Genomic DNA, 23,077 nt, shown 5'->3' with positions numbered 1-23,077 from the left:
GGCCGGCTACTCCGGTGGTCGGTTGGCGTCCGAGGGCAAATGTTTGGCCCACCAGCCAAGGATGCGTTCGAACCGTTGCCTGCGGTGATGAGGTGTACCTGAACGCGACAGTTCATGGTCTTCGCCCGGAAAAATGAGCAGCGCGGATTCGACGTCTTGTTGCTTCAGCGCGTTGTAATAGCGCTGTCCTTGTTCAATGGGGCAGCGGAGGTCGTTTTCGCTGTGGATCACAAGCGTTGGTGTCGTCACGGCGCCAACAACGGCCATAGGGCTCTGCGCCGCGAGTTGCTCCGGGGTTCCTCCGGTGTACTCTCCGCCGAAGAACCAGCCGATGTCGGAGGAGCCAGTGAAACTTACCGGGTCCAGGAAGCCCCTTTCAATGATTGCCGCCTTGAACCGGTGGTCGTGGGCGATCACCCATGCGGTGAGATAGCCACCATACGAGCCGCCCATAATGCCAAGACGATCCTTGTCCAAGGAAGCGAATTTGCCCAACGCTGAGTCCAGGAAGGCGAGGACATCCTGCATGTCAACAGTGCCCATTTTCTCCTTGAGGGCCCGCGCGAAGGACTGCCCGTAGCCGGCTGAACCGCGCGGATTGCACATCAGGACCGCGTAACCGGCGGCTGCGTAGACCTGTGCCTCGTCAAAAAACGCACCTGTGTATTGAGAGAAGGGTCCACCGTGAATATTCAGAAGCACGGGATGTGGCCCAGGTCCGTCGGGAAGGACCAGCCAGCCGTGCACAGGGTTACCTGTAGCGGGTTCGGCAACAAACTCCATCGGTTCGCTCACGCGGGAGTTGTTCCGCAGCACAGCGGAGAAATCGGTGAGCAGCCGGAGTTCGCCACGCTCCAAAGAGGCGACGTCGCCCGCGCTGGACGCGTCGAGGAAACTCACTGCCGTCTCGCCATTGGCGGCGACAGTCGCCCCCGTCACGACTCGCGAACCGTGGACCAACGGCGTCATGTTTCCGCTGGCTGAAACTTCAAGAAGTTCCACACTTCCCATCGCCGTGTTCAGCACCAAAACGGCATCGGGTCCGCTGGGTTCCAGCGGACCGGACACATCAAGACGTTCGACGTCGGTCAGTGTTACCGCTTCTCCCCCGCGGCTCGGCATGGCGTACAGCGCGGTGTTTCTCCCCACGAAGTCGCGGCCACTGTCTCCCAAGTCCGCAGCGGTGTAGAAGATCCACTGCCCGTCGGTTGACGGCCGCACTGCCGTCACGGTCTGAGGGCGGCTGTTGCTGGGTAGGACGGCAACGGCTTGTCCGCCCGCAGGATCCACTTTGTAAATATTGGTGACGAGGTCGTCGTCGTGCGTTTCATGGAGCGTAGCCACAAAGAAAAGGTGGGCACCGTCAGCGGAGAACGCCGGTGCTTCGTGGTCGGTAGCGCCGAACGTGAGTTGCCGGGCCTGCGGAACGCCTGTCACCTGGTCCGCTGGTTGCTCACGGGCCGCCCTGCCCCGCGGGATCACCGCAGGTTCGCCACCGAGCTCGGGGACGTCAACCATGAAGAGCTGCTGTGGTTGATCCGTGGTGTAGCCAACACCATTGATCCGGTACTGGTTTGTGTCGATCAGCCGGGCGTCTTCGCTGCCGGGCCCTACACCGTCAACCGTTCCGTAGCGACCGGCGTCCGGGACCCTTGCGGTGAAGGCAATCCGGCGCGAATCAGGGGCCCATGCAAAGCTCGAGACGCCTGCTTGCTGCCGCGTGATTCGCTGGGGCTCCCCTCCTGCCGCCTCCACAACGAACAACTGCGCCTTGCCCTCAGGTTCAGCCCGGAGAAACGCAAGGACCAGCCCATCGGGCGAGAACGCCGGTGCAGAATCCCTGAATCCACGGGTGATCCGCCGCGGGTACTTCGACGTATCGAGCGGAACGCTCCACAATTGTCCAATATAGGAATCGGCGGCGAAATCCGGCCGGATGACGGACACTACTGCTTTGCTGCCATCGGGGTGGATGGCTGGCGCGGACACGGAGTTCAGCAAGGGCAATTGCTCGGGTTTCACCTTCGTGAGCCTAGCCGGGACGATTTCAGGACATCACCAGACACACCGTCCCCCGTAGGATTGAATCCATGTTGTCCGACGCCGTTTCTGTCCTTTGCTGCCCTGTGTGCCAAGGGCCACTAACCCTAAAAGAAGACCCCAAACATGCCCTGGTCTGCGGCCTCGGACACAGTTTTGACAGTGCCAAGCAGGGATACTTCAATCTCCTCACCGGCAAGGGCACGGTCTTCGAAGCCGATTCGGCGGACATGGTGACGGCACGGCAAGGATTTTTGGACAGTGGCCACTATCGCGCCTTGGCTGCATTGATTGCCGAGCTGGCCGGGCAAGCCCTTGCTGGTCCTCGGTCAGTGGTCATCGACGCCGGAACGGGTACCGGCTATTACCTGCGGTCCATTCTGGATCGAACGCCAGCCAGGGCCATTGGGCTTGATATTTCCAAATTTGCGTTGCGCCGCGCTGCCCGGCTCAACCCGGAGGCAGTGAATATCGTCTGGGATGTTTGGCGCCGACTGCCGATCGCGGATAACGCCGCAGATGTCCTCATGGTGGTCTTCGCCCCGCGAAACCCGGCTGAGTTCGCGAGGGTCCTGCGCCCAGGCGGGACGCTCATCATTGTCACACCCCGTCCAGGTCACCTCGCCGAGGTCGCGGCCCGGACCGGCATGCTGGAGATCGAGGAAGGAAAAGCCGACCGCCTGGCTGATACCCTTCGCGGACACTTCTCGCCGTCGTCCTCACACACCCTGGACATCGCCCTGGAACTCGACCCCACTGAGCTCGCCGACCTCGCGTTCATGGGGCCGGCAGGGCATCATCTGGATCGTAGGGTACTGGCGCACGCCGCGGGCTCCGATGACAAGGTCGCTGCCACGGCGATGTTCCAGATCAGTGTTTTCACTGCTCCGGATTCGGGGTCCTGAAGCACCCCTGGTCCTGTCCTGACGTGGGACGTCACCTCGGGCTAGGATGGAGGAACAGCGACTGTGATCCCGCCCGCGGGATCCGGGACCAAGGGGGAATGATGTTTGAATGGCTCGGCGAAAACTGGTGGGCTCTCTGGCTCACGGTTTTCCTTGCGTTTGCAGTGGTCGAGATGCTCACCCTCGACCTCTTCTTCATCATGCTGGGGGGCGGAGCCCTTGCAGGGCTGATCGCCGACTTCGCCGGAGCGGATTTCTGGCTCCAAATCGTCATCTTCTGCGTCGTTTCCCTGCTCATGATCGCCTTCGTCCGTCCCGTCGCCCTCAAGCACCTGCACAAGGGGCCGGCCGAGCAGCGCTCGAATATCGACAGGCTCATCGGACAGTCTGCCCTCGTCATTGAAGCCGTGAGCAGCACGAGCGGTCTGGTCAAGATCGGTGGGGACGTTTGGAGCGCACGCAGCACTGCCGGAGTCATCGACGCCGGGGCGACAGTGCAAGTTACCCGGATCGACGGTGCGACGGCGGTAGTCGCCTCGAGCGCCGAGAACAGCCAGCTCTAATCACCGACGAGTCCGCGGGGTTGCCGGGCTGGCCAACCTGCCCGTGACGGCCGCATTAAGCCACGCAATTGGGGAATGAAGGAGACGTATGGACGGCTTAGGAGGAACAGCGGCAGCAATTGTGCTGATTGTTCTCGTCATTTTTGTCATTATCGTGTTGGTCCGCTCGGTCAGGATCATCCCGCAGGCACGTGCCGGCGTTGTGGAACGCCTCGGTAAGTACCAGCGCACGCTCAACCCGGGACTCACCATCCTGATTCCGTTTGTCGACCGGCTCTTGCCGCTCCTCGACCTTCGTGAACAGGTGGTGTCCTTCCCGCCGCAGCCAGTCATCACCGAGGACAACCTCGTGGTGTCCATCGACACGGTTGTCTACTTCCAGGTGACCGATCCGCGCGCCGCGACGTATGAAATCGCCAACTACATCCAGGCAGTCGAGCAGCTGACCACCACCACGCTCCGCAACGTGGTGGGTGGGCTGAACCTCGAAGAGGCACTGACGTCCCGCGACCAGATCAACGGGCAACTGCGTGGCGTCCTTGATGAGGCAACCGGTCGCTGGGGCATCCGCGTTTCGCGTGTAGAGCTCAAGGCAATCGATCCGCCCCACTCCATCCAGGACTCGATGGAAAAGCAGATGCGTGCAGAGCGTGACCGCCGTGCCGCAATCCTTACCGCCGAAGGTACCAAGCAGTCGCAGATCCTCACGGCAGAAGGCCAGCGCCAAGCTGCCATCCTTGCTGCCGAAGGCGATGCGAAGGCCGCCATTCTCAGGGCAGACGGTGAAGCACAGGCCATCCAGAAGGTCTTTGATGCCATCCACAAGGGCAACCCGGACCAGAAGCTGCTGGCGTACCAGTACCTGCAGACGCTTCCCAAACTGGCCGAAGGCAGCTCCAACAAGCTTTGGATCATCCCGAGCGAAGTTGGTGAGGCCCTCAAGGGCATCGGGAGTGCCTTGGGTGGCACCAATGGTGACTCCCAGGTTGCCGGCCTGTTTGGTGGCGACCAGGGCAAAGCAAGTGAAACGGCCACATCAGCCGAGTAAACCGGCCGCGCGTACGCCTCAACCGAACACATCGAACGGCCAGCCATTCAGTGGTTGGCCGTTCGGCGTTGGTACCGACTTTGAGTAGTCGCAGTTAGTACGCGTATAATGGGATATTTGTCCGGCCGGTTCAGTCCGGACGGAACATTAAGGCTTGGTCAGGCGTTGCATGTATTGATGCATCGTGTGCAGAAGTAGTCCGGAAGCCGCGCAAGCGGCCTTCGGCTAGCGCGGAGTTCCGCTTCGCGAACAGACAGAGGGAGTAATCATGAGCGATCGCAGCCTGCGGGGTATGCGTCTTGGCGCCCAGAGCATGGAAACAGAATCCGGTGTTGAGCCGGCACCTCGCCAGCGGGTCGAATACCGCTGCGAGGACGGCGAGCAGGTCTTCGTGACCTTCTCCGCCGAGGCCGAGATCCCCCCTGTTTGGGTTTCCAAGACTGGCAAGGAAGCTCTCCTTGTAGATGGCGAGCGTCCCATCGACGCCAACGAAAAGGCCGTCCGCACGCACTGGGACATGCTGCTGGAACGCCGCAGCCTTCCCGAGCTCGAGCAGATTCTTGAGGATCGCCTCAACATTCTGCGCGAACGTCGTGGAGAGCGTCGCTCCGCGTAGTCGGATACTTGAGACAGCAAAGGCCGGGTCTGGTTCCCAAGGGAACCGGACCCGGCCTTCTGTGTTTGGGAAGTAGAGACCTACTTGGCCATGACGGACTTCTTGCCGGTCAGCTTTGCCCACCGGGACGCGATGCCCCATTTGGTCACATTGATCATGGCTTCCACAACAATGTTTCCGCTCATTTTTGAAGCACCCAGTTCGCGCTCAACGAACGTGATGGGGCGTTCTTCAATGCGAAGGCCAAGCTTGGCTACACGCCAGGCAAGGTCTACCTGGAAGCCGTAGCCCACCGAATCGACCTCGTCCAGCTTGAGTGCTTCAAGCGTGGTGCGGCGGAAGGCGCGGTAGCCGCCGGTGACGTCCTTGATTTTGAGGCCGAGCATGATTCGCGCGTAGGTGCTGCCGATGCGGGAGATGGCCTGTCGGTAGAGCGGCCAGTTGACCACGCTTCCACCGGGTACCCAGCGGGAGCCCATGGCGAGGTCAGCGCCGTCGTTGACGGCGTCCAGGAGGAGCGGCAACTGCTCAGGCTTGTGGGAGCCATCTGCATCCATTTCAACCAGGACGTCGTAACCTGCAGCCAGGCCCCACTTGAAGCCGGCAATGTAAGCGGCGCCCAGGCCTTCCTTGCCTTTGCGGTGGAGGACGTGCACTTGGCTGTCCTCTGCGGCGAAGCGGTCGGCAAGCTGGCCCGTGCCGTCCGGGCTGTTGTCATCTACCACCAGCACATCCGAGTCCGGGACTGCGGCGCGCAGCCGACCGAGCGTCTTGGGGAGCGATTCCAGCTCGTTGAAGGTGGGGATGATCGTCAGGACACGCAAGAAGAGGCCTTTCCTTGATGGAGCGGTCAGTGTGCCGGACCAGCCGCGCGGCTGGCGTTCTGGCGCAACTCTCCATTATAGGACGACTCATGGGACGTTCGAGGGCACGTGTGGCGCCTGCCACAGGAGCTTAAGCGCTGCGGGCAGGTCCATAGGTCCAGGACCAGTGACGCCGGACAACGGATGTGCCCACCGAACTGTTTTCTGGGACCCTATAGGCCTGCCCACTCGCGTGCCGCCACCAAGACGCAGATCCGGCTGCGGCCAGATCACCAAGCCCGGCACGTGGCCACGCATTGGACGATCCGTTGAGCCTCAATGTTACGGTGTTTACAAAACCTGTCAAGCGTCTTCTGACCTGCGCCTTTGCTCATCATCCCAGTTCAGGAGCGCCACGCACGCCGAAAGAAAGTCGACGGATTACGCGCGGAGAATCTCGTGCGCGAACAGCTCCTGCCCCTCCCGGACCGTCTGCAGGCACACGGGATCCGTTCCGGTATCCAGTGCCGGCAAGAGCGGTGTCCGTGCACGGGGGTCTGTGCTCCACGACTGCACGCGGCTGTCCGCAACTTGCACCATGAGCTCTTCGACTTCCCAGACGGCAAAACTTGCCGGGGCGCCAGGCACAAGCTGGCCCATGAGGGGATTGCGATTTCGTGTGGCACGCCATCCTGCCCGAGTGTGTCCCAGGAAAGCTGCGCGCGCAGAGATCCGTTGTTCAGGGTTGCTGTGCTCGAGGCAGGCACGGATGCTGGACCACGGGCGCAGCGGAGTGACGGGGCTGTCGCTGCCGAACGTAATGGGCACGCCGCTCGCATAGAACGATGCGAACGGGTTCATGGTCTTGCTGCGGTCGCCGAGCCGCTGTTCATACAATCCGCCAGGCCCGGCCCAGGCGGCATCGAAACCAGGCTGCACGCTGACCGTAATCGAGTACTTCGCCAGCTTGTCCACAGACACCTGATCTGCCACTTCAACGTGCTCAAACCTGTGACCGGCTGCCCTGATCCGCTGCTCGCCCACTTCGGCCGCTGCGACGTCCAAGGCTTCCAGTGCGGCATCAAGGCCCGCATCGCCGATGATGTGGAATCCTGCTTGCACGCCCAGGAGTGAACATGCGGCGAGGTGCTTCGCGGCCTCGTCCACCGCGAGGTACAGGTTTCCCCGCTCCCCCGCAGCGTCGGAATAGTCATCTCGAAGAGCCGCCGTCCGTGATCCGATGGAGCCATCCATGTTGAGGTCTCCAGCGAGGCCAAGGACCCTGACTCCCAGTCCGTCAAGGATGGACTGGGCGTGATCGGCGGAAGACGCCAATTCTCCCCAGTACGGCAACACTTCGGGACTGGCACCAGCAGTGTTCCACGAGACAGCCATGCGAAGGTCGTCAACAGTGCAGATGTGGGGTGCCGACATTTCCGCCAGCGCGACGTAGCCGTTGGCAGCTGCCTCACGAAGTGCCTCGGCCTGGTAGGAGCGGCGATCCGGTTCGCTGACCTGGCGGGCGGTCAACCGGGCAGCCGTGTGCGCTGCCCGCACTACGTGGGCGTGCCCGGCGAACCCGTCTGTCCCGGTCAGCCCAGCGGCTGCCACGAGTGCCTGGGACACAAGGGCTGAATGAACGTCAATGCGGGAGAGGTAGACCTGGCGTCCTCGGCCCGCCCGTTCGAGCTGTTCCAACGTGGGTAGCTCTGGATCTGCCCAACCAGTTTCATCCCAGCCGTGACCAAGCACTACGCCGTCGCCCGGGGCGGCAGCGACGGCGTCGAGCAATTCTTTCGCGGACCGGACGCCGGACAGCTGAAGTCCGGCCAGTGCGATGCCGGTTTCAGTCAGATGCGCATGGGAGTCAACAAAGCCCGGCGCGAGCAGGGCCCCACGGAGGTCTATGACCTCCATGGTTGAATCCGCGATTGAGGTCGCCGCCTGCTCCGAACCCACCCAGGCAACGGTGTCGCCATCCACCACCATGGCAGTGGCAAACGGATCGGCAGCCGTGTAGATGGAGCCGTTGCGGTAGAGGGTCACCTTGCGGTTGACGGGATTGCCGGCAGGCGCGCCTGGCTGGTTCATGCGGTGTGCTCCTCGAGCTTGGAAATCAATGTTAGGCGACCGTGGAATAAGCCACGACGCCCCGCCGGATCAGGTCAATGGATTCGCGGCAGATCCGCGCCAAACGCGGCTCCAGTTGCGGGATCTTTGCGAGCTGGTCAAGTAAGTCCACCACCTGCTTGGCCCAGCGGACGAAGTCTCCTGCTGCGAGATCGGTGCCGCTGAGGACCTCCTGCAGATGCCGGCCCTTGGCCCATTTGTACATGGGCCACATGAGGCCCAACTCCGGCTCGCCGGTCAGCGGAAGCTTGTTCTGCTCCTCGGTGTCTTCCAGCTGGGACCACTCGCGGACAACAATGTCCACGGCGCTCTCGAGAGACACCGAGGGCATCTTTGGGCGCAAACCGCGGTCCTCACGCTTCGCCTGATACACCAAGGCGCTGGCGAGGGACGCCAGTTCCGCAGCGTCCAGGTCATTGATGGCCCCTTGGCGCAGGGACTGCGAAATAAGCAGATCCTTCTCCCCGTAGATCCTCCGGAGACGCTGGCCGTCGGCACTGATGGTGACCCGGCCGGCGTCGGACGTTTCAAGGTAGCCATAAGAGGACAGGACATCGCAAACGCGGTCGAACGTCTTGGCGATCGTGTTCGTGCGACCCTGGATCTGGCGTACCAATCCATCAGTTTCCCTGCGCAACTTCCACCAGCGTTCGGACCAGCGCGCATGGTCTTCGCGTTCACTGCAGCCATGGCAGGGATGGGCTCGCAGGGCCCTGCGAAGATCGGCGATCTTTTTCTCTTGGTCCGGAAGTCGCGAGCCAAGGCCGAAGTCCTCATGCCGGCGGTTGTGGCTGGTCTTGGGTGCTTCGTCGCTGACCGCATGGCGCATGGAGGCCCCGAGGTCGCGGCGCGATTTGGGCAGTTTGGCGTTGAACGACTTCGGGATCCGGATCCGGGTGACCGGCGAAACCGGGCCATCGATGTCATGGACACCCACGCGGCGCAATTGGTTGTCAGCGGTAAGGACCGAAGGACGCGGCTCGCGCGCGTTGGCGTCGGAAGTAATCACGACGGCGTACCCGGCCAACCTGCTGCCCGTGACGCTGATGACATCACCAGGGATGAGCCGCGCCAACGAATCCGCCACTCTGGTTTTCCGGGCGCGTTGGTTGTCCCGCGCCGCAAAGTTTTCCGCATCGCTGAGCTCACGCCGCAACTTGGCATACTCGGTGAAGTCGCCGAGGTGGCACTCCATGGATTTGGCATAACCAGCCAACGATTCCTCGCGGCCCCGGACCTGGCGGGCCAGGCCAACAACTGAGCGGTCCGCCTGGAACTGCGCAAAGGACGACTCCAGGATTTCGCGGGCACGGACCGGACCGAACTGCGCTATCAGGTTGATGCTCATGTTGTACGTGGGCCTGAAGCTCGAATTGAGCGGGTACGTTCGGCGTGAAGCCAGGCCTGCCACCGCGGCCGGATCTGTACCGGGCTGCCACAAGACCACGGCGTGCCCTTCAACATCGATGCCGCGTCGGCCTGCACGACCCGTCAGCTGCGTGTACTCCCCCGCCGTGATGTTGACGTGAGCCTCGCCATTGAACTTCTCAAGCTTCTCCAGCACTACGGAACGGGCCGGCATATTGACGCCGAGGGCCAGGGTTTCCGTGGCAAAAACAGCCTTCACCAGGCCGTCCGCGAAGAGTTTCTCAACCACTTCCTTGAAAGTGGGGAGCATGCCTGCATGGTGGGCCGCGAAGCCGCGCAGAAGTCCGTCCCGCCAACCCCAGAACCCCAGGACATCGAGGTCATCTGCGGGAATTTCGCGGCTGGCCTCGTCCACGCGAAGGGCGATGATCTGCTGCTCTTGTTCAGTGGTCAGCCACAGCCCTGACGCGGCGCACTGCGCGACCGCGCCATCACAGCCGGCTCTCGAGAAAATGAAGGTGATGGCGGGCAGGAGGCCTTGCCGGTTCAGGCTTTCAATGACCTGAGGCCTGCTGGCTTTCCGAACCGGGCTCCGTTGCTCGGAGGACTGACGGTCATCACGGTAGCGGTCCTGCCGACGCCGACTGCGGCCACCGTGGCCGAACCGCCCGTTGAAATTCATCCGGCTTTCGGAGCGGGCCATGGCCAGCAAGTCCGGGTTGACCTCGAATTCAGGACCGGAGGTTGACTGTGCCCGGACGATCGACGTCACGGTGCGACCGCTGTCGGAGCGGTTGTACCGGCTGACGGCAGGGGTCGATGGGGTTTCGGAGACTTCCTCTGCATCGGCAAGGTCAGGAACGACGTCGTCCTCAGGTGCTGACGGGGCGATTTCGTCAAAGGACGTATCCCCGGCAAAGAGATCGACAATCTCCCTGCCGACCATGACGTGTTGCCACAGCGGCACGGGCCTGTGCTCGGAAACGATGACGTCGGTGTGCCCGCGCACTGTGTCCAGCCATGCACCGAATTCCTCGGCGTTTGAAACGGTGGCACTGAGGGAGGCCACCTGAACTTCGCTGGGCAGGTGGATAATGACTTCTTCCCACACTGCCCCACGGAAGCGGTCCGCCAAGTAGTGGACCTCATCCATCACCACGAAACCGAGATCGCCGAGCGTTTCAGAATCGGCGTACAGCATGTTGCGCAGAACTTCGGTGGTCATGACCACCACGGGAGCGTCGCCGTTGATGGTGGTGTCACCCGTCAGCAAGCCGACGTTGGCCGCGCCGTACTTTGATGCCAGTTCGGAGAACTTTTGGTTGCTCAGCGCCTTGATCGGAGTGGTGTAGAACGCTTTGAGACCGCGCTCCAAGGCCAGGTAGATCGCGAACTCACCGACGATTGTCTTGCCTGCGCCCGTGGGAGCGGCTACAAGGACACCCCGTCCCTCTTGCAAGGACCGGCACGCCTCGCGCTGGAAGTCATCCAGTTCGAAGTCCAAGGAGCGGGCAAAAGAGCCAAGATAGGTCTTGGCCTCAGCTGTCCGGTGCGCGGCCGCCTGGTAGCGGTCTGATGGTGACGAAGACCCGGAAATGGAGGACATGCATCAAGCCTAGTGGCCCTGCGTCTACAGATTCTCCAGATCGGACGCGGACGTGGCGATATCCGCAGTGGCCTCAGTCTCAGCGGCGCGCTTGATGGCCCGCCGTTCACGGCGCCTGTCGTTGAGGAGGCATACTCCGATGGCAGCAAAGAAGAGGATCAGCATCGGCGCTGCAAGGTAGAACATGCTCATGGCGTCGGCGCCCGGGGCGGCCATGGCCGCGAAGAGGCATACCAGGAAGATGGTGATGCGCCAGCTCTTGACCAGTTGCTTGCCCTTGACGATTCCAGCCAGGTTCAATCCCACCAGGACAACCGGAACCAGGAAGGCTATGCCGAATGCGAGAAGGAGCCTCAGCACGAACGCGAGGTAGATTTCCGCACTGATGTAGTTTGAGCCGCCCACCGGTGTGAAGTCCGTCAACACCCGGACGGCATTGGGCAGAACGAGCCACGCCAGCAACACGCCGCCCACAAACAGCGGGACTGCGGCTGCCACGAAGGACAACGCCAGACGGCGTTCCTTCTTGTGCAGGCCCGGAACAATGAAAGCCCAGAGCTGATAGATCCACACCGGGCTGGCGAGGATCAGGCCCAGAAAGACCGATACCTGGACCATGAGGTCGAAGGAGCTGGCTACGCCGTCAAAGTTGAGGGTGGCCAGCCTTCCTTCTTTCTCGTTGAGGTCCTTGATCGGTTTGATCAAGGCCTCCAGGAGCGGCTGGTAGACAATGAAGCCGACAACAGTTCCCAGGATGACGCCGATGGCAGCCTTGAATAGCCGGTTCTTCAGCTCCTTGAGGTGGTCAAGCAGAGCCATCCGGGCTTCGGGGTTGGTCTTGCGCCCCTTCGTCTGTACCACTTCTTCTTAGACGCGGTTGGAGGGGGGAACGTCGGTTTCGCCGTTGTTCCTGGCCTTCTCGTCCGGGTGGTTCACGACCTTGCCTTCAACGGCGTCGGAAGCGTCCTGCGAGTCCTTCGCCTCCGAAGAACCGCCGTCCTTCTTCATTTCGCGGACTTCAGACTTGAAAATACGCATCGACTGCCCAATGCTGCGCGCCATGGACGGCAGCTTCGGTGCGGCAAAAAGCACCAGAGCCAGAACGATGATGATGATGAGATGCCAGCCTTCGAGCCTCATGTGGGGAGGTCCTTTCCTTTTGGATACATCCTACGTCTATCTGAATTCTATGTCGTGCAGGGATTGGGGCTGACCCCGCTCGGCTTTGCGTTGTACGCGTTTCTTGCGACGAACTTCCTGGCGGAAGGCTTTGGCCGTCAGGTAATCATGACGCATCTGATCCGGCGAGGCAAAAATTGCGGATCCCGGTTCCGGCCGGACTTCCGCTGGTTCGACATCGGAGGTTTCGTTACGCGGTGAAATCGTGCTGAAACGTTTCCCCGCATCACCCAATTCCCGGACTGTGGCCATGAACCGGCGGAACAACCGGACTCCCAGCCAGCCGTGAAACAGCAGCGACAAAGCTATGAGCGCGATCCACAGCAGGATCCAGAACCACCAAGGCATCTGTGTAGTCTAGCGAGCCGGACCGGAGCCGGCAGACAGGTGGTCGTATTGGTCGAGGGAAGCGGCGAGCCAGGCCTGGGCTTCCCGGCGATGGACGTCCGGCTCCAGGATCCGTACCGAGCCGCCGTGCTGGGAGACGAACATGGGCAGCCACTCGGCATTGCCGAACCGTACTTCGGCCACCAGGCCGCCGCCGCTCAGCGGGACGGTTCGCTCAGCGTAGTAATCATCCGCGAGTCCAGCCCCTTGCCGGGAAAGTTCCAAGACCACCAGGACATCGTCATCGCTGGGTGTAAACAGCCGTGCAGGATAGTCCTGCGCTGTCCTCGCGCTGCCGGTTACGGGCTTACCGTTCGGTTCGAGGCTTTCCACCCGGTCAAGGCGGAAGTTCCGGAGGCCGGCCTTCGTATGGCAATAGGCTTCGAAGTACCACGTGTTATCCAGCGAGTACAAACGGAGCGGGTCCACGTCCCGCTCGGATACCTGATCCTTTTGCAGGGACAGATACCTCAACCGCAATTGCTGGCCATCGTGGATTGCGTGGGTGATGGTGGTGAAGGCTTGTGATTGGGCAGGAGCCACCGATTGTCCCGCCACGGACCCGGCCAAGCGACCCGCTTGGCCGACTGCGCCGGTCAGTTTGAGGGTCACGGATTCCAAGGCACTCCCCTGCTCGTCGTCAGCCATCCCTGCCATCGCAGGCAGGTCCTCCAGCATTGCCAAGCCAGTCAGCAGGGCGCCTGCCTCGTCCTCGTTGAAGCGGATCGGACGGTGCAGGTCCAGGTGCTCTGTAATGTACACGTGGTCGTTTTCCCATTGGATGTCCAGCAGGTCGTCAGGATAGCCCTCGGGAAGCCCTGAACAAATAAGGATCTTGAGGTCGTCAATGAGCGCCTTGCGGCTGATACCGAACCTGTCCGCTACCTCCTGGATATGGAGCCCCTGATGGTGGACCAGGAAAGGGACAAGCTGAAGCATCCGGGCCAGTTGGTCTTCCGAGGTCCGCTTCCTTGAGCGGGGAGCGCGGCCCGCCGCCGGAAACTGCACCGGAATCGTCGGTGAGGCACCGAAGTCAGCAGCTCCCTTCAGGCGGCGCACGACGGCGGACCGCAGCTCTGCGGGTCCGGTCACCTTGACGTGGGGACCGTACGAGGCCAGTTCTTCGGCGAGCTGCTCAGGGTCACGGAAGTCCACCACCACGGTGTCACGACCATCGCCACCGACCCGGGCTGCCTGGATGGACACAGCGCGCTTCCGCAGGCCCAGCAAGCGGTCCGGGTCAACGGACAGGACAGCCTGCTGGAGGGGCAGTTCGTTCAACGAATCGAGCTCTGCGCGGGCGTTGAATCCAGCTGGAGGATCGAAGGAGTCGCCGGTCATGACGCTGACGGCAGTCGTCATCCGGGAGAGCCGGAAGATCCGCTTGGCGGCGCGGGCCCGGTCGAGGCCCACTAAGTACCACTGCCCGAATCGGCTGCCCAGCCCCCACGGTTCCACTTCGCGCTCCTCCTCGCGACCGGTACTTCCGGCGAGGTAGCCGAAGCGGACTGGATACTTCCCGTGCATGGCCGCAACGACGTCGTCGAACGCTTGACCCGCCGGCTTGATACGGGGCTGGACACCGGCCGGAAGGTCGACGTCGGAGAAGCCGCCGGCGGCTTGCAGTTTGCGGACTGCACTCGCAGCGGCAGATCCCAGCGCTGCACGCTCCCACAGCTGGGCGGCCAGCAACAAGACCGTACATTCGGCCGGGGTGAGGCTGACGTCAGGCAGCCTGTTGGAGTCCTTGCCGATCCGGTAGCGCGTAGAGGCCGGGTCATCGCCTGCGAAGGTGCTGGGATCCGTCAGCGTCTCAATCTCAAAGCCAAACTGCTTGAGATCCACCTTGTCGCGTTCGAACATCCGTCCGAAAGCGACATCGTTCTCGGCAGAATCGTGATAGACCTTCTCCCGCAGGACGGCACGCGAAAGCCCCACTCTTGTGTTGAGCAGGGCCAAGAGCAGGTTCAAGAGTCGTTCAGTACGAGATGCGGACACGGTTGCTACGTTACTAAAGTCCCGGCAGAAACGAACAAGGCGCGTCACCTGCCGGCTTGGACCGGAGATGACGCGCCATGCGCAAAAGGTGATTCCTAGCGGACTGCTACAAGGTCAACCACGAAGATCAGGGCTTCGTTGGGCTTGATCGCTCCGCCCGCTCCGCGTGAACCGTAGGCGAGCTCCGAAGGGATTTCCAGACGACGACGGCCGCCGACCTTCATGCCGAGCAGTCCCTGATCCCAACCCTGGATGACCTGGCCGACGCCGACGCGGAAGTCCAGCGGAGCGCCGCGGCCCCAGGAAGCGTCGAATTCCTCGCCCGTGGACCAGGCAACGCCGACGTAGTGGGTAGAGACGGTATCGCCTGGCTTGGCCTCAGCGCCCGTGCCTTCGATGAGGTCGGTGATGACGAGGTCGGTGGGGACGTCACCTTCCGGGAAATCAATCTCGGGCTTGGTGCGGTCGAAGTCACGCTGACCAAATGACATGGTTACTCCTTGGGGTGATGGGGTCAAAGGGTGTCAGGACAAGCTTAAGCCAGTGCCTGGGCTACTGGAGGGGTTACTTGACACCGAGGATATCAACGACAAAGACGAGGTGGCCCTTGGCTTCGCCCTGCCCGGCTTCACCGTAGGCGAGGTCCTGCGGGATCACCAACAGGACGCGGGAACCCACAGTCTTGCCTTCCAGGCCCTGGGTCCAGCCCTTGATGACGCCCGTCAGCGGGAAACTCGTAGTCTGTCCGCGGTCAAAGCTGGAATCGAACTTCTTGCCATCCACCAGATTGACGCCGACGTAGTTGACCGTGATCGTGTCGGTTGTCTTCACGGCTTGGCCGGAGCCCTTGATGAGATCCTGGGAAATCAGCTCGGTAGGTGCTGCGACGCCTTCAACGGAGATCTCCGGAATGCCTTGGTCGTTGTCCTTCACGGTGGGCAGTCCGGCCGGAGGAGTTACTGTCTCGCCTTCGGGCTTCTCCAGGACCTTGGCTGCCTCCTTGGCGGAGATCAGCTTGAATACAACGAGCTGGGTGGACGCCGCTTCGGCACCCTGGGCCTGGCCGGAGGCTGCAAACGCAACGTGGCTGCCCACCTTGGCGCCAACAATGGCGTTGTAGATGAGCTCGTTTCCGGACTTCAGGTCGTCGTTGACTTCCAATGGCTGGGGGCCCGCCGCGTAGGTGTCTTCAAGGGACTTGCCGTCCTTGCCGTCGACGGCAACGTAGGCCATCTCTACGGTCTGGCCGGCCTTGATGGTCTCACCGCTGCCTTCGCTGACAACCTTGATGGTGGGCTCCGAGACAGCCAACGGCTTGGTGAAATCGAGGCCGGGTGCTTTGTCGTCCCCATTGTCCGTCACCTTCAGCGACTCGAGCTTGGAGATGTCACCGGAGGACTGGCTCGTCGGCTCTGCCGCGGGCGTGTTCCCTCCCCCGCAGGCAGTGATGAGCAGCAGGGCAGGAAGGAGAATTGCTAGGAGTCGGCGCACAAAAAGACACTTTCGTCGGGGCAAAGGACACTCGGAACGGCGTGTAGCGCATCCAAGCAGATGGCTCTTGGAAAGAGACCAACATCCAGAATAGCCCGTGAAGCTGGGAGTCAGCTCATAGAGTCCAAAAGGGCGTCCACCCTTTCATCCACACTGCGGAAGGGATCCTTGCACAGAATGGTCTGGTGTGCGCGGTCATTAAGCTTCAAATGGACCCAATCCACGGTGTAGTCGCGGCCGAGTTCCTGGGCCCTTCGAACGAAGTCCCCGCGCAGCTTGGCGCGGGTGGTCTGCGGTGGTGCGTCCACTGCGTCCTTGACCTCTGTTTCCGTGACGAGCCGTTTGGCTGCGCCGCGGGCCTGAAGGAGGAAGAACAGGCCGCGCTGCCGCGAAATGTCGTGGTAGGTCAGGTCCAATTGCGCTATCCGTGGCGAATCCAGACTGAGGTCATGGCGGCGCATGTAGTTGTCCATCAGCTTCTTCTTGATGGCCCAGTCAACCTCGGTATCGATGCTGCTGGTGTCTCCGCTCTCAATGGCGTCCAAGGTCCGCTGCCACAAATCGAGGATGAGTGGGACATGGGCGTTGTGTGCACCGTTGGCGGCCACGAATTCAGTGACTTTTGCCAAATATTCCCGCTGGATCTCAAGAGCCGAAAGCTGGCGGCCATTGGCCAAACGGACCAACGCCCGCCCGGTGAGATCGTGTGAGATTTCCCGGATGCTGCGGATGGGGTTCTCCATGCGCATGTCCCGCATGATGACACCGGCTTCGATCATGCGCAGGATGAGGTCGACTGTGCCTACTTTGAGAAGGGCCGAGGTCTCTGACATATTCGAATCGCCCACGATCACGTGGAGACGGCGATAGAACTCGGCGTCAGCGTGGGGCTCGTCCCTTGTGTTGATGATGGGGCGGGACCGGGTGGTAGCCGACGATACCCCTTCCCAAATATGGTCGGCCCGCTGTGAGAAGGCAAAGGTGGCGCCGTGCGGTGTCTTCAGGACCTTGCCTGCGCCGGCAATGAGTTGGCGGGTCACCAGGAACGGGATCAGAATCTCCGCCAAACGTGAGAATTCGCCGCGGCGCGGAATGAGGTAGTTCTCATGGCTTCCGTACGAATTGCCCGCGGAATCGGTGTTGTTCTTGAACAGGTAGACCGTCCCGTTGAACCCTTCAGCGGCAAGCCGGGTCTGGGCCTCGTCCACCAAGTCATCCAGGATAAGTTCGCCCGCACGGTCATGGGCGATCAACTGGGCCAGGTCATCGCATTCAGCCGTGGCATATTCCGGATGCGAGCCCACATCCAGGTAAAGCCGGGAACCGTTGGTCAGGAAGACGTTGGACGACCGGCCCCAGCTGACAACTTTGCGGAACAGATACCGCGCAACTTCCTCGGGGGCCAAAGGGCGTGAATCGGGGCTGGAATAGGAAATCCCAAACTCTGTTTCGATGCCGAATATTCGTTTGTCCATCTCAAGCCTCCTCTGTGAGCAGCTGCGTCATGTCCTGGGCGGTCAGCCGCCGGAAGGCCCGCCGTGATCCGCGGTGGCTCTCTGACATACGCTCAAGCACTGCGGCCTCCACTGCGGTGGCCGGCAGTTCATCCATTTCCTTGTCCGCGGCAAGGGCTCGAAGCGCCAGGCGCATCGCTCCGGCGAATCCAAGTTCTGCTTCCCACGCGCCTCGGACAACATCCGATACTTGTTCGGCCAGCCCACCCATGACCACAAAACCGTTTTCGTCGGCAATGGAACCGTCAAAGGTCAGCCGGTACAAGTGGTCTTGCTCCTGCCTGGTACCTACCTCCGCCACGGCCAACTCAACTTCGAACGGTTTTTGTTCCGCGGTGAAGACCGCACCGAGGCTCTGTGCATAGACGCTCGCCAATCCGCGTGCCGTGACGTCTTCGCGGTCGTAGGAATAACCACGGACGTCCGCGTAGCGCACACCGGCCTGCCGCAGGCTTTCGAACTCGTTGTATTTTCCCACCGCGGCAAAGGCGATTTTGTCGTAGATCTCGCCGATCTTGTGCAGCGACGGCGAGGGGTTTTCTGCAACCAACGCAATGCCGTCAGCGCAACTGATGACCACCACGGACCGCCCGCGGGCGATGCCCTTCCGCGCGAAGTCAGCGCGATCCTTCATCAGTTGCTCGGGAGAGACATAGAACTGCTGCGTCATGTCAGGCCTCCCTTCCAGCGCCGGTGCGCGATTCGATGATGGAACCCGCGATGGCCGCGAGGTCAAGATCCGGAACCCTGCGGTTGCCGGCCCGGTTGACCGTGTACACAACCGGCCACAATTGCCGGACTGGATCCGGTCCACCCGTGGCTGAATCGTCGTCCGCGGCGTCGTACAGGGCTTCGACAGCCACTGACACGGCCTCTTCTTCCAAAAGATTGGGGCGCCATAGCTTCTTCAGGGCACCCCTGGCGAACACGGACCCGGAACCCACCGAATGGTGTTCCTGTTCCTCGTACCGGCCACCGGTCACATCGTAGGAAAACAGCCGTCCCGTTGCCGAGACGTGGTCGAATCCGGCAAACAGCGGAATGACCGCCATACCCTGCATCGCCATGGGCAGGTTTCCCCGGATCATGGCGCCTAGGCGGTTCGCCTTGCCCACGAGGCTCAGCAGCGTGCCCTCGATCTTTTCGTAGTGCTCCAACTCCACTTGAAAGAGCCTGGTGATGTCGATGGCAAGGCCTGCAGTGCCGGCGATACCCAGCACGGAGTATTGGTCTGCCGGGAATACCTTCTCAATATGGCGGCTGGCGATCACGTTGCCCATGGTGGCCCGCCGGTCCCCCGCCATCAGGACGCCCCCGGCATAGGTCAGGGCCACGATGGTGGTGGCGTGCGGAGTCGCCGGTACAGAGCCGGCCGGTAAGGTTTGGTTGAACGGAAGCAGTTCTGGGCGGGAGCGTTGGAGATGCTCCGTGAACGAAGACGTTGCCTGGGTGGTCAGGGGGCCGGCTGATGGGTCCTGCATTGCTGCACTCCTTCGACTCTGCATTCCGATGCCCGCCGGCCTCACGCCGGCCGGGCCTACTTCCTGTGTGGGGTCCGGTTACTGGCCACCCTTTTGGACAAATGCCCGCACGAACTCTTCGGCGTTGGATTCCAAGACGCCGTCAATTTCGTCGAGCAGGTCATCCACGCCTTGTGTTGCCGCAGAGGCCTGGGCCTCGGGTGCAGCCGGCGGTGCCTCCGGGACGTCCACTTCGGTCTCGGTGTCGCGCGACTGCGGTTGCTGCTGCTCCTGTGCTGCCATTTTCTTTCTCCCTACTGTCAGTCCCCTTCAATGGAGACTTCCTACTGCCATATTGCCACGCCCAAGCGTGCTGCGCCCGGCTTTGGCCGGCCCTGAAATTCGCTGTGGCGCTTCCAGCCTCAGCCCTTGGTCTGCGGCGGGTTTTGGCCCAGCAATTCCGCCAGAAACGAGCCTGCATCACCATGGCGTTCAAACAAGGCCCCAGTGAGTGCTTGCGTCCCGCGGAGAGGCTCCCGTGTTGGTACGCGCTGCAGTTTGCCCAAGCCCGGGACATCGAAGATCACCGAATCCCAGCTCGCGCCAACCACGTCTTTGCCGAAACTGGAAACGCACCGTCCACGGAAGAAGGCCCGGGTATCGGAAGGCGGTTCACTGACCGCGCGGCTGATGTCGGCGTCGTCCACTACCCGCTGCATGCGGTCCCTGGACAGCATTCTGTAGTAAAGGCCCTTCTCGGGACGGATGTCGGACCACTGCAGATCGACCAACCCCAGGCGGGCGTCGTTCCACTCCAGGCCATCGCGGTTGCGGTAGCCCTCCAGCAGGGACTTCTTGGCCAGCCATTCAACGGAGGACGCTGCGGCACTGAGATCACCGCCCAAGTCCGTGAGCGTGGCCTCCCACCGCTCCAGAACGCCGTGGGTGTGGCCGTCCCCCGAAACGGAGTCCGAGACTCCAGTCTCCTGCGCCAACTTGGCTGCTGCCTCGTAGTACATCCATTGAATGTCCAGCGCTGTCACCCGCCGGCCATCCAGGAGCCGAACCGTCGCTGTCAGGGAGGTGTCATGGCTAATGGCCTGCAATGCCTGAACGGGTTCGTGCACCTCAATCCGCGGGGCCTGACCTGCTTCGATCAGACTCAGGACCATGGCCGTGGTGCCAAACTTCAAGTAGTTCGAGACCTGGCTGAGATTTGCGTCGCCGATGATCACGTGCAGGCGGCGATACTTGTCCGCTGTTGCGTGGGGCTCATCCCTGGTGTTGATGATCGGGCGCCGGATGGTGGTTTCGAGACCAACCTCGGCCTCAAAGAAGTCTGCCCGCTGGCTGATCTGGTACCCAGGGGTGGAACTGTCCTGACCCAGCCCCACGCGCCCGGCACCACAAACCACCTGGCGTGAGACGAAAAACGGCGTCAGCCCACGGATGATGTCGCCGAAGGGCACTGACCGCGGCATGAGGTAGTTCTCATGGGAACCATAGGAAACGGACTTGTTGTCGGTGTTGTTCTTGTAGAGGTTGATGGCGGGAAGGCTGGCATCTGCCGCAACCTTCCTGACCGTGGCCAAGGCAACCAAGTCTCCCGCGGCGTCCCAGGCCACGGCGTCACGCGGGTTGGTGACCTCGGGGCTGGAATACTCAGGGTGTGCGTGGTCCACGTACAGGCGTGCGCCGTTCCCCAGAACCATGTTCATCAGCAGGGACCCGGACTCGTCCGCGCCATCGAGTTCGAGGTCCTGGCGACCGTAAGCCAAGGCGACAGCTTCGGCGTCGAGCACTGGCGGTTGGTCCGTCAGCTGGCTCGGATCCGCAGACGCCCGGTCAAGGGTCCAGCCACGGGCGTCATGCAACGGTTCCTCGTCGGTGTAGTCCCAGCGTGTTTCGGCACCGCCAGCGGCACGTTGGCGCGTCACCGTGGCGTACGCCTGGATAATCCGGGCGGACATCATGGTGGCATTCGCCCCAGGAGCCGAGGGTGCGTGGATCCCATACTCGGTCTCCGAGCCCATGACGCGCATGGCGCCGCCGACAGGCAGTCTTTCGCTGGGCAACTTGGCGGGAGGGACCCCCTCGGGCCGGGCCGTCACAGGTACTGGCCCGTATTGGCGGTGGTTTCGATGGACTTGCCCGGTTCCTGACCCGCCTTGCCCTGCACAATGGTGCGGATGTACGTGATCCGTTCGCCCTTCTTGCCGGAGATCCGGGCCCAATCATCGGGGTTGGTGGTGTTCGGCATGTCTTCGTGTTCGCGGAACTCGTCCACCACTGCACGCAGCAGATGGTCGATCCGCAGGCCCTTCTGGTTGTTCGTCAGGAGGTCCTTGATGGCGTACTTCTTGGCGCGGTCCACAACGTTCTGGACCACTGCCCCGGAGTTGAAGTCCTTGAAGTAGAGCATCTCCGTGTCGCCGTTGGCGTACGTGACTTCCAGGTACTCGTTGGATTTCTCCGTGGAGTACATTGCCTCGACCGTGCGTTGGATCATGGCGTCCACGGTGGCCTGGACGTCGCCGCCGTATTCCGCCAGGTCCTGGGCATGGAACGGCAGATCGGTGGTGATGTACTTGCCGAAGATATCCGCCGCAGCCTCGGCATCCGGACGTTGAATCTTGACTTTCACATCCAGGCGGCCGGGCCGCAGGATGGCGGGGTCGATCATGTCCTCACGGTTGGAGGCGCCAATGACGATGACATTGTCCAGGCGTTCCACGCCGTCGATTTCGCTCAGGAGCTGCGGCACGATCGTGGTTTCGACGTCGGACGAGACGCCGGTACCGCGGGTGCGGAACAGTGAATCCATTTCATCGAAGAACACCACTACCGGGCTGCCATCCGATGCTTTTTCGCGGGCACGGGAGAAGATGAGCCGGATGTGCCGTTCGGTTTCGCCGACGTACTTATCCAGCAGTTCCGGGCCCTTGATGTTGAGGAAGTAGCTCTTGAGGTCCGTGTTACCGGCCCGCTCGGCCGCGCGTGCCGCCAGCGAATTGGCCACTGCCTTGGCGATGAGCGTTTTTCCACACCCTGGAGGGCCGTAGAGCAGGATTCCCTTGGGAGCCTTCAGGCCATGTTCGCGGTACAGGTCAGGATGCAGGAACGGAAGCTCCACGGCATCCCGGATTTGCTCAATCTGTGGTCCCAGACCACCAATGTCCTGGTAGGTGATGTCCGGAACTTCTTCGAGCACGAGGTTCTCCACCTCTGCGCGGGGTACTTTCTCCAAGGCGTAGCCTGTGCGCGAGTCCAGGGACAAAGCATCCCCAACCTTCAAGTGCACGCTCTGCAGAGCACCCGAAAGACGGACCACGCGCTCTTCGTCGGCCCTGCCGACCACCAGCGCGCGGTCCTTGCCCAACATTTCCTTGAGCGTGACCAGTTCGCCGGCGCGCTCGTACCCGAGACCAGCCACCACCAGCAGGGCCTCGTTCAGGAGGACTTCCTGTCCGACGGCCAGCTGGCTGACGTTGACCAAGGGGCTGACGCCCACGCGCATCTTGCGGCCGGCGTTGAAGATATCCACGGATTCCTCCGTAGCCGCCTGGCCGGAGCTTCCTGCGCCCGGCAGCCTCCGGAGGTTGATCTGCACCACCGTGCCGAAGCTGTAGGGTGGCTGCCCTTCCTGCTCCAAGGCGCCCTTCAAGCGAAGGATCTCAGCCTTGGCGGTTTCCAGCATGCCCACCAGCTTGCTGTTGTTCTGCGTTGCAGCAGCAAGCTGGCGGTCTATATGGCGAAGTTTGTCCCGAAGGATGTTGATCTGCCGTTCGGCGACGGTAAGTTCACTCGAGGGGTCTGGCGGTTGAATGGCGGCAAGTCCCCGGCTTGCTGCCTCTTCCGCTGCGGCGTTTGCTTCTTCCGGCGTCGGCCGTCCCAGGTCATTGTTGGACGTATCCACGATTCATCAGCCCCTTCCTGCGCTTAACAAGACATTAGTCCCGAAAAGCTCAG

The 23,077-nt window shown here is 61.9% G+C and carries 20 protein-coding genes; 4 read left to right on the top strand and 16 right to left on the bottom strand.

Annotated features, from left to right (window positions below; translation table 11 throughout):
• Positions 1-6: 6 nt before the first annotated feature.
• A complete protein-coding gene (locus ACIQC5_RS10110; protein ID WP_400281201.1) occupies positions 7-2,022 on the bottom strand; it encodes a prolyl oligopeptidase family serine peptidase in 2,016 nt (671 codons plus the stop codon).
• Between the two features lie 68 nt (positions 2,023-2,090).
• On the opposite strand from ACIQC5_RS10110, the gene ACIQC5_RS10105 reads away from it, so the two are divergent.
• The 4 genes from ACIQC5_RS10105 (at position 2,091) to ACIQC5_RS10090 (ending at position 5,172) form a co-directional block, all read left to right on the top strand.
• Positions 2,091-2,945 carry a methyltransferase domain-containing protein gene (locus ACIQC5_RS10105; protein WP_400281198.1) on the top strand — a complete coding sequence of 285 codons (855 nt, stop codon included), beginning with the start codon at positions 2,091-2,093 and terminating at the stop codon, positions 2,943-2,945.
• Positions 2,946-3,046: 101 nt separating this feature from the next.
• A complete protein-coding gene (locus ACIQC5_RS10100; RefSeq protein ID WP_400281702.1) occupies positions 3,047-3,508 on the top strand; it encodes an NfeD family protein in 462 nt (153 codons plus the stop codon).
• Positions 3,509-3,596: 88 nt separating this feature from the next.
• Positions 3,597-4,556, top strand: a complete 960-nt coding sequence (locus ACIQC5_RS10095; protein WP_400281195.1) for an SPFH domain-containing protein — start codon at positions 3,597-3,599, stop codon at positions 4,554-4,556.
• A gap of 268 nt (positions 4,557-4,824) precedes the next feature.
• Positions 4,825-5,172 (top strand): RNA polymerase-binding protein RbpA, encoded by a 348-nt coding sequence (locus tag ACIQC5_RS10090; RefSeq protein ID WP_400281192.1) that lies wholly within the window; start codon positions 4,825-4,827, stop codon positions 5,170-5,172.
• Positions 5,173-5,252: 80 nt separating this feature from the next.
• Here ACIQC5_RS10090 and ACIQC5_RS10085 read toward each other — a convergent pair whose 3' ends face one another.
• The 15 genes from ACIQC5_RS10085 to arc form a co-directional block, all read right to left on the bottom strand.
• On the bottom strand, positions 5,253-5,996 hold the full coding sequence (locus ACIQC5_RS10085; RefSeq protein WP_400281190.1) for a polyprenol monophosphomannose synthase: 744 nt from the start codon (positions 5,994-5,996) through the stop codon (positions 5,253-5,255).
• Between the two features lie 420 nt (positions 5,997-6,416).
• Positions 6,417-8,066, bottom strand: a complete 1,650-nt coding sequence (locus ACIQC5_RS10080) for an amidohydrolase (protein ID WP_400281187.1) — start codon at positions 8,064-8,066, stop codon at positions 6,417-6,419.
• A gap of 31 nt (positions 8,067-8,097) precedes the next feature.
• A complete protein-coding gene (locus ACIQC5_RS10075; RefSeq protein WP_400281184.1) occupies positions 8,098-11,079 on the bottom strand; it encodes a DEAD/DEAH box helicase in 2,982 nt (993 codons plus the stop codon).
• A 24-nt stretch (positions 11,080-11,103) separates the two neighbouring features.
• Positions 11,104-11,940, bottom strand: coding sequence for a twin-arginine translocase subunit TatC (gene tatC, locus ACIQC5_RS10070; protein WP_400281182.1), 837 nt, complete (start codon positions 11,938-11,940; stop codon positions 11,104-11,106).
• Between the two features lie 6 nt (positions 11,941-11,946).
• A complete protein-coding gene (tatA, locus tag ACIQC5_RS10065; RefSeq protein ID WP_400281179.1) occupies positions 11,947-12,219 on the bottom strand; it encodes a Sec-independent protein translocase subunit TatA in 273 nt (90 codons plus the stop codon).
• A 36-nt stretch (positions 12,220-12,255) separates the two neighbouring features.
• Positions 12,256-12,606 carry a hypothetical protein gene (locus tag ACIQC5_RS10060; protein WP_400281176.1) on the bottom strand — a complete coding sequence of 117 codons (351 nt, stop codon included), beginning with the start codon at positions 12,604-12,606 and terminating at the stop codon, positions 12,256-12,258.
• A 9-nt stretch (positions 12,607-12,615) separates the two neighbouring features.
• A complete protein-coding gene (locus ACIQC5_RS10055) occupies positions 12,616-14,643 on the bottom strand; it encodes a helix-turn-helix transcriptional regulator (RefSeq protein WP_400281173.1) in 2,028 nt (675 codons plus the stop codon).
• Between the two features lie 95 nt (positions 14,644-14,738).
• A complete protein-coding gene (locus ACIQC5_RS10050) occupies positions 14,739-15,134 on the bottom strand; it encodes an FKBP-type peptidyl-prolyl cis-trans isomerase (protein ID WP_400281170.1) in 396 nt (131 codons plus the stop codon).
• A gap of 73 nt (positions 15,135-15,207) precedes the next feature.
• The gene (locus ACIQC5_RS10045) at positions 15,208-16,134 is read right to left on the bottom strand and encodes an FKBP-type peptidyl-prolyl cis-trans isomerase (RefSeq protein WP_400281167.1); all 927 of its coding nucleotides are present in this window, start codon (positions 16,132-16,134) and stop codon (positions 15,208-15,210) included.
• A 110-nt stretch (positions 16,135-16,244) separates the two neighbouring features.
• The gene (gene pafA, locus ACIQC5_RS10040; RefSeq protein ID WP_400281165.1) at positions 16,245-17,609 is read right to left on the bottom strand and encodes a Pup--protein ligase; all 1,365 of its coding nucleotides are present in this window, start codon (positions 17,607-17,609) and stop codon (positions 16,245-16,247) included.
• Position 17,610: 1 nt separating this feature from the next.
• On the bottom strand, positions 17,611-18,318 hold the full coding sequence (gene prcA, locus ACIQC5_RS10035; RefSeq protein ID WP_400281162.1) for a proteasome subunit alpha: 708 nt from the start codon (positions 18,316-18,318) through the stop codon (positions 17,611-17,613).
• Between the two features lies 1 nt (position 18,319).
• Positions 18,320-19,129 carry a proteasome subunit beta gene (gene prcB, locus ACIQC5_RS10030; protein WP_400281159.1) on the bottom strand — a complete coding sequence of 270 codons (810 nt, stop codon included), beginning with the start codon at positions 19,127-19,129 and terminating at the stop codon, positions 18,320-18,322.
• A 78-nt stretch (positions 19,130-19,207) separates the two neighbouring features.
• Positions 19,208-19,411 (bottom strand): ubiquitin-like protein Pup, encoded by a 204-nt coding sequence (locus ACIQC5_RS10025; RefSeq protein WP_400281156.1) that lies wholly within the window; start codon positions 19,409-19,411, stop codon positions 19,208-19,210.
• Between the two features lie 119 nt (positions 19,412-19,530).
• The gene (dop, locus tag ACIQC5_RS10020) at positions 19,531-21,219 is read right to left on the bottom strand and encodes a depupylase/deamidase Dop (protein ID WP_400281153.1); all 1,689 of its coding nucleotides are present in this window, start codon (positions 21,217-21,219) and stop codon (positions 19,531-19,533) included.
• The gene (gene arc / locus ACIQC5_RS10015) at positions 21,216-23,024 is read right to left on the bottom strand and encodes a proteasome ATPase (protein WP_400281150.1); all 1,809 of its coding nucleotides are present in this window, start codon (positions 23,022-23,024) and stop codon (positions 21,216-21,218) included. Before arc ends, dop begins: the two co-directional genes overlap by 4 nt.
• Positions 23,025-23,077: the final 53 nt, after the last annotated feature.

This window comes from Paenarthrobacter sp. NPDC092416, assembly GCF_044755025.1.
Classification (GTDB): domain Bacteria; phylum Actinomycetota; class Actinomycetes; order Actinomycetales; family Micrococcaceae; genus Arthrobacter.
This window is presented reverse-complemented; position numbering and strand designations above follow the sequence as displayed.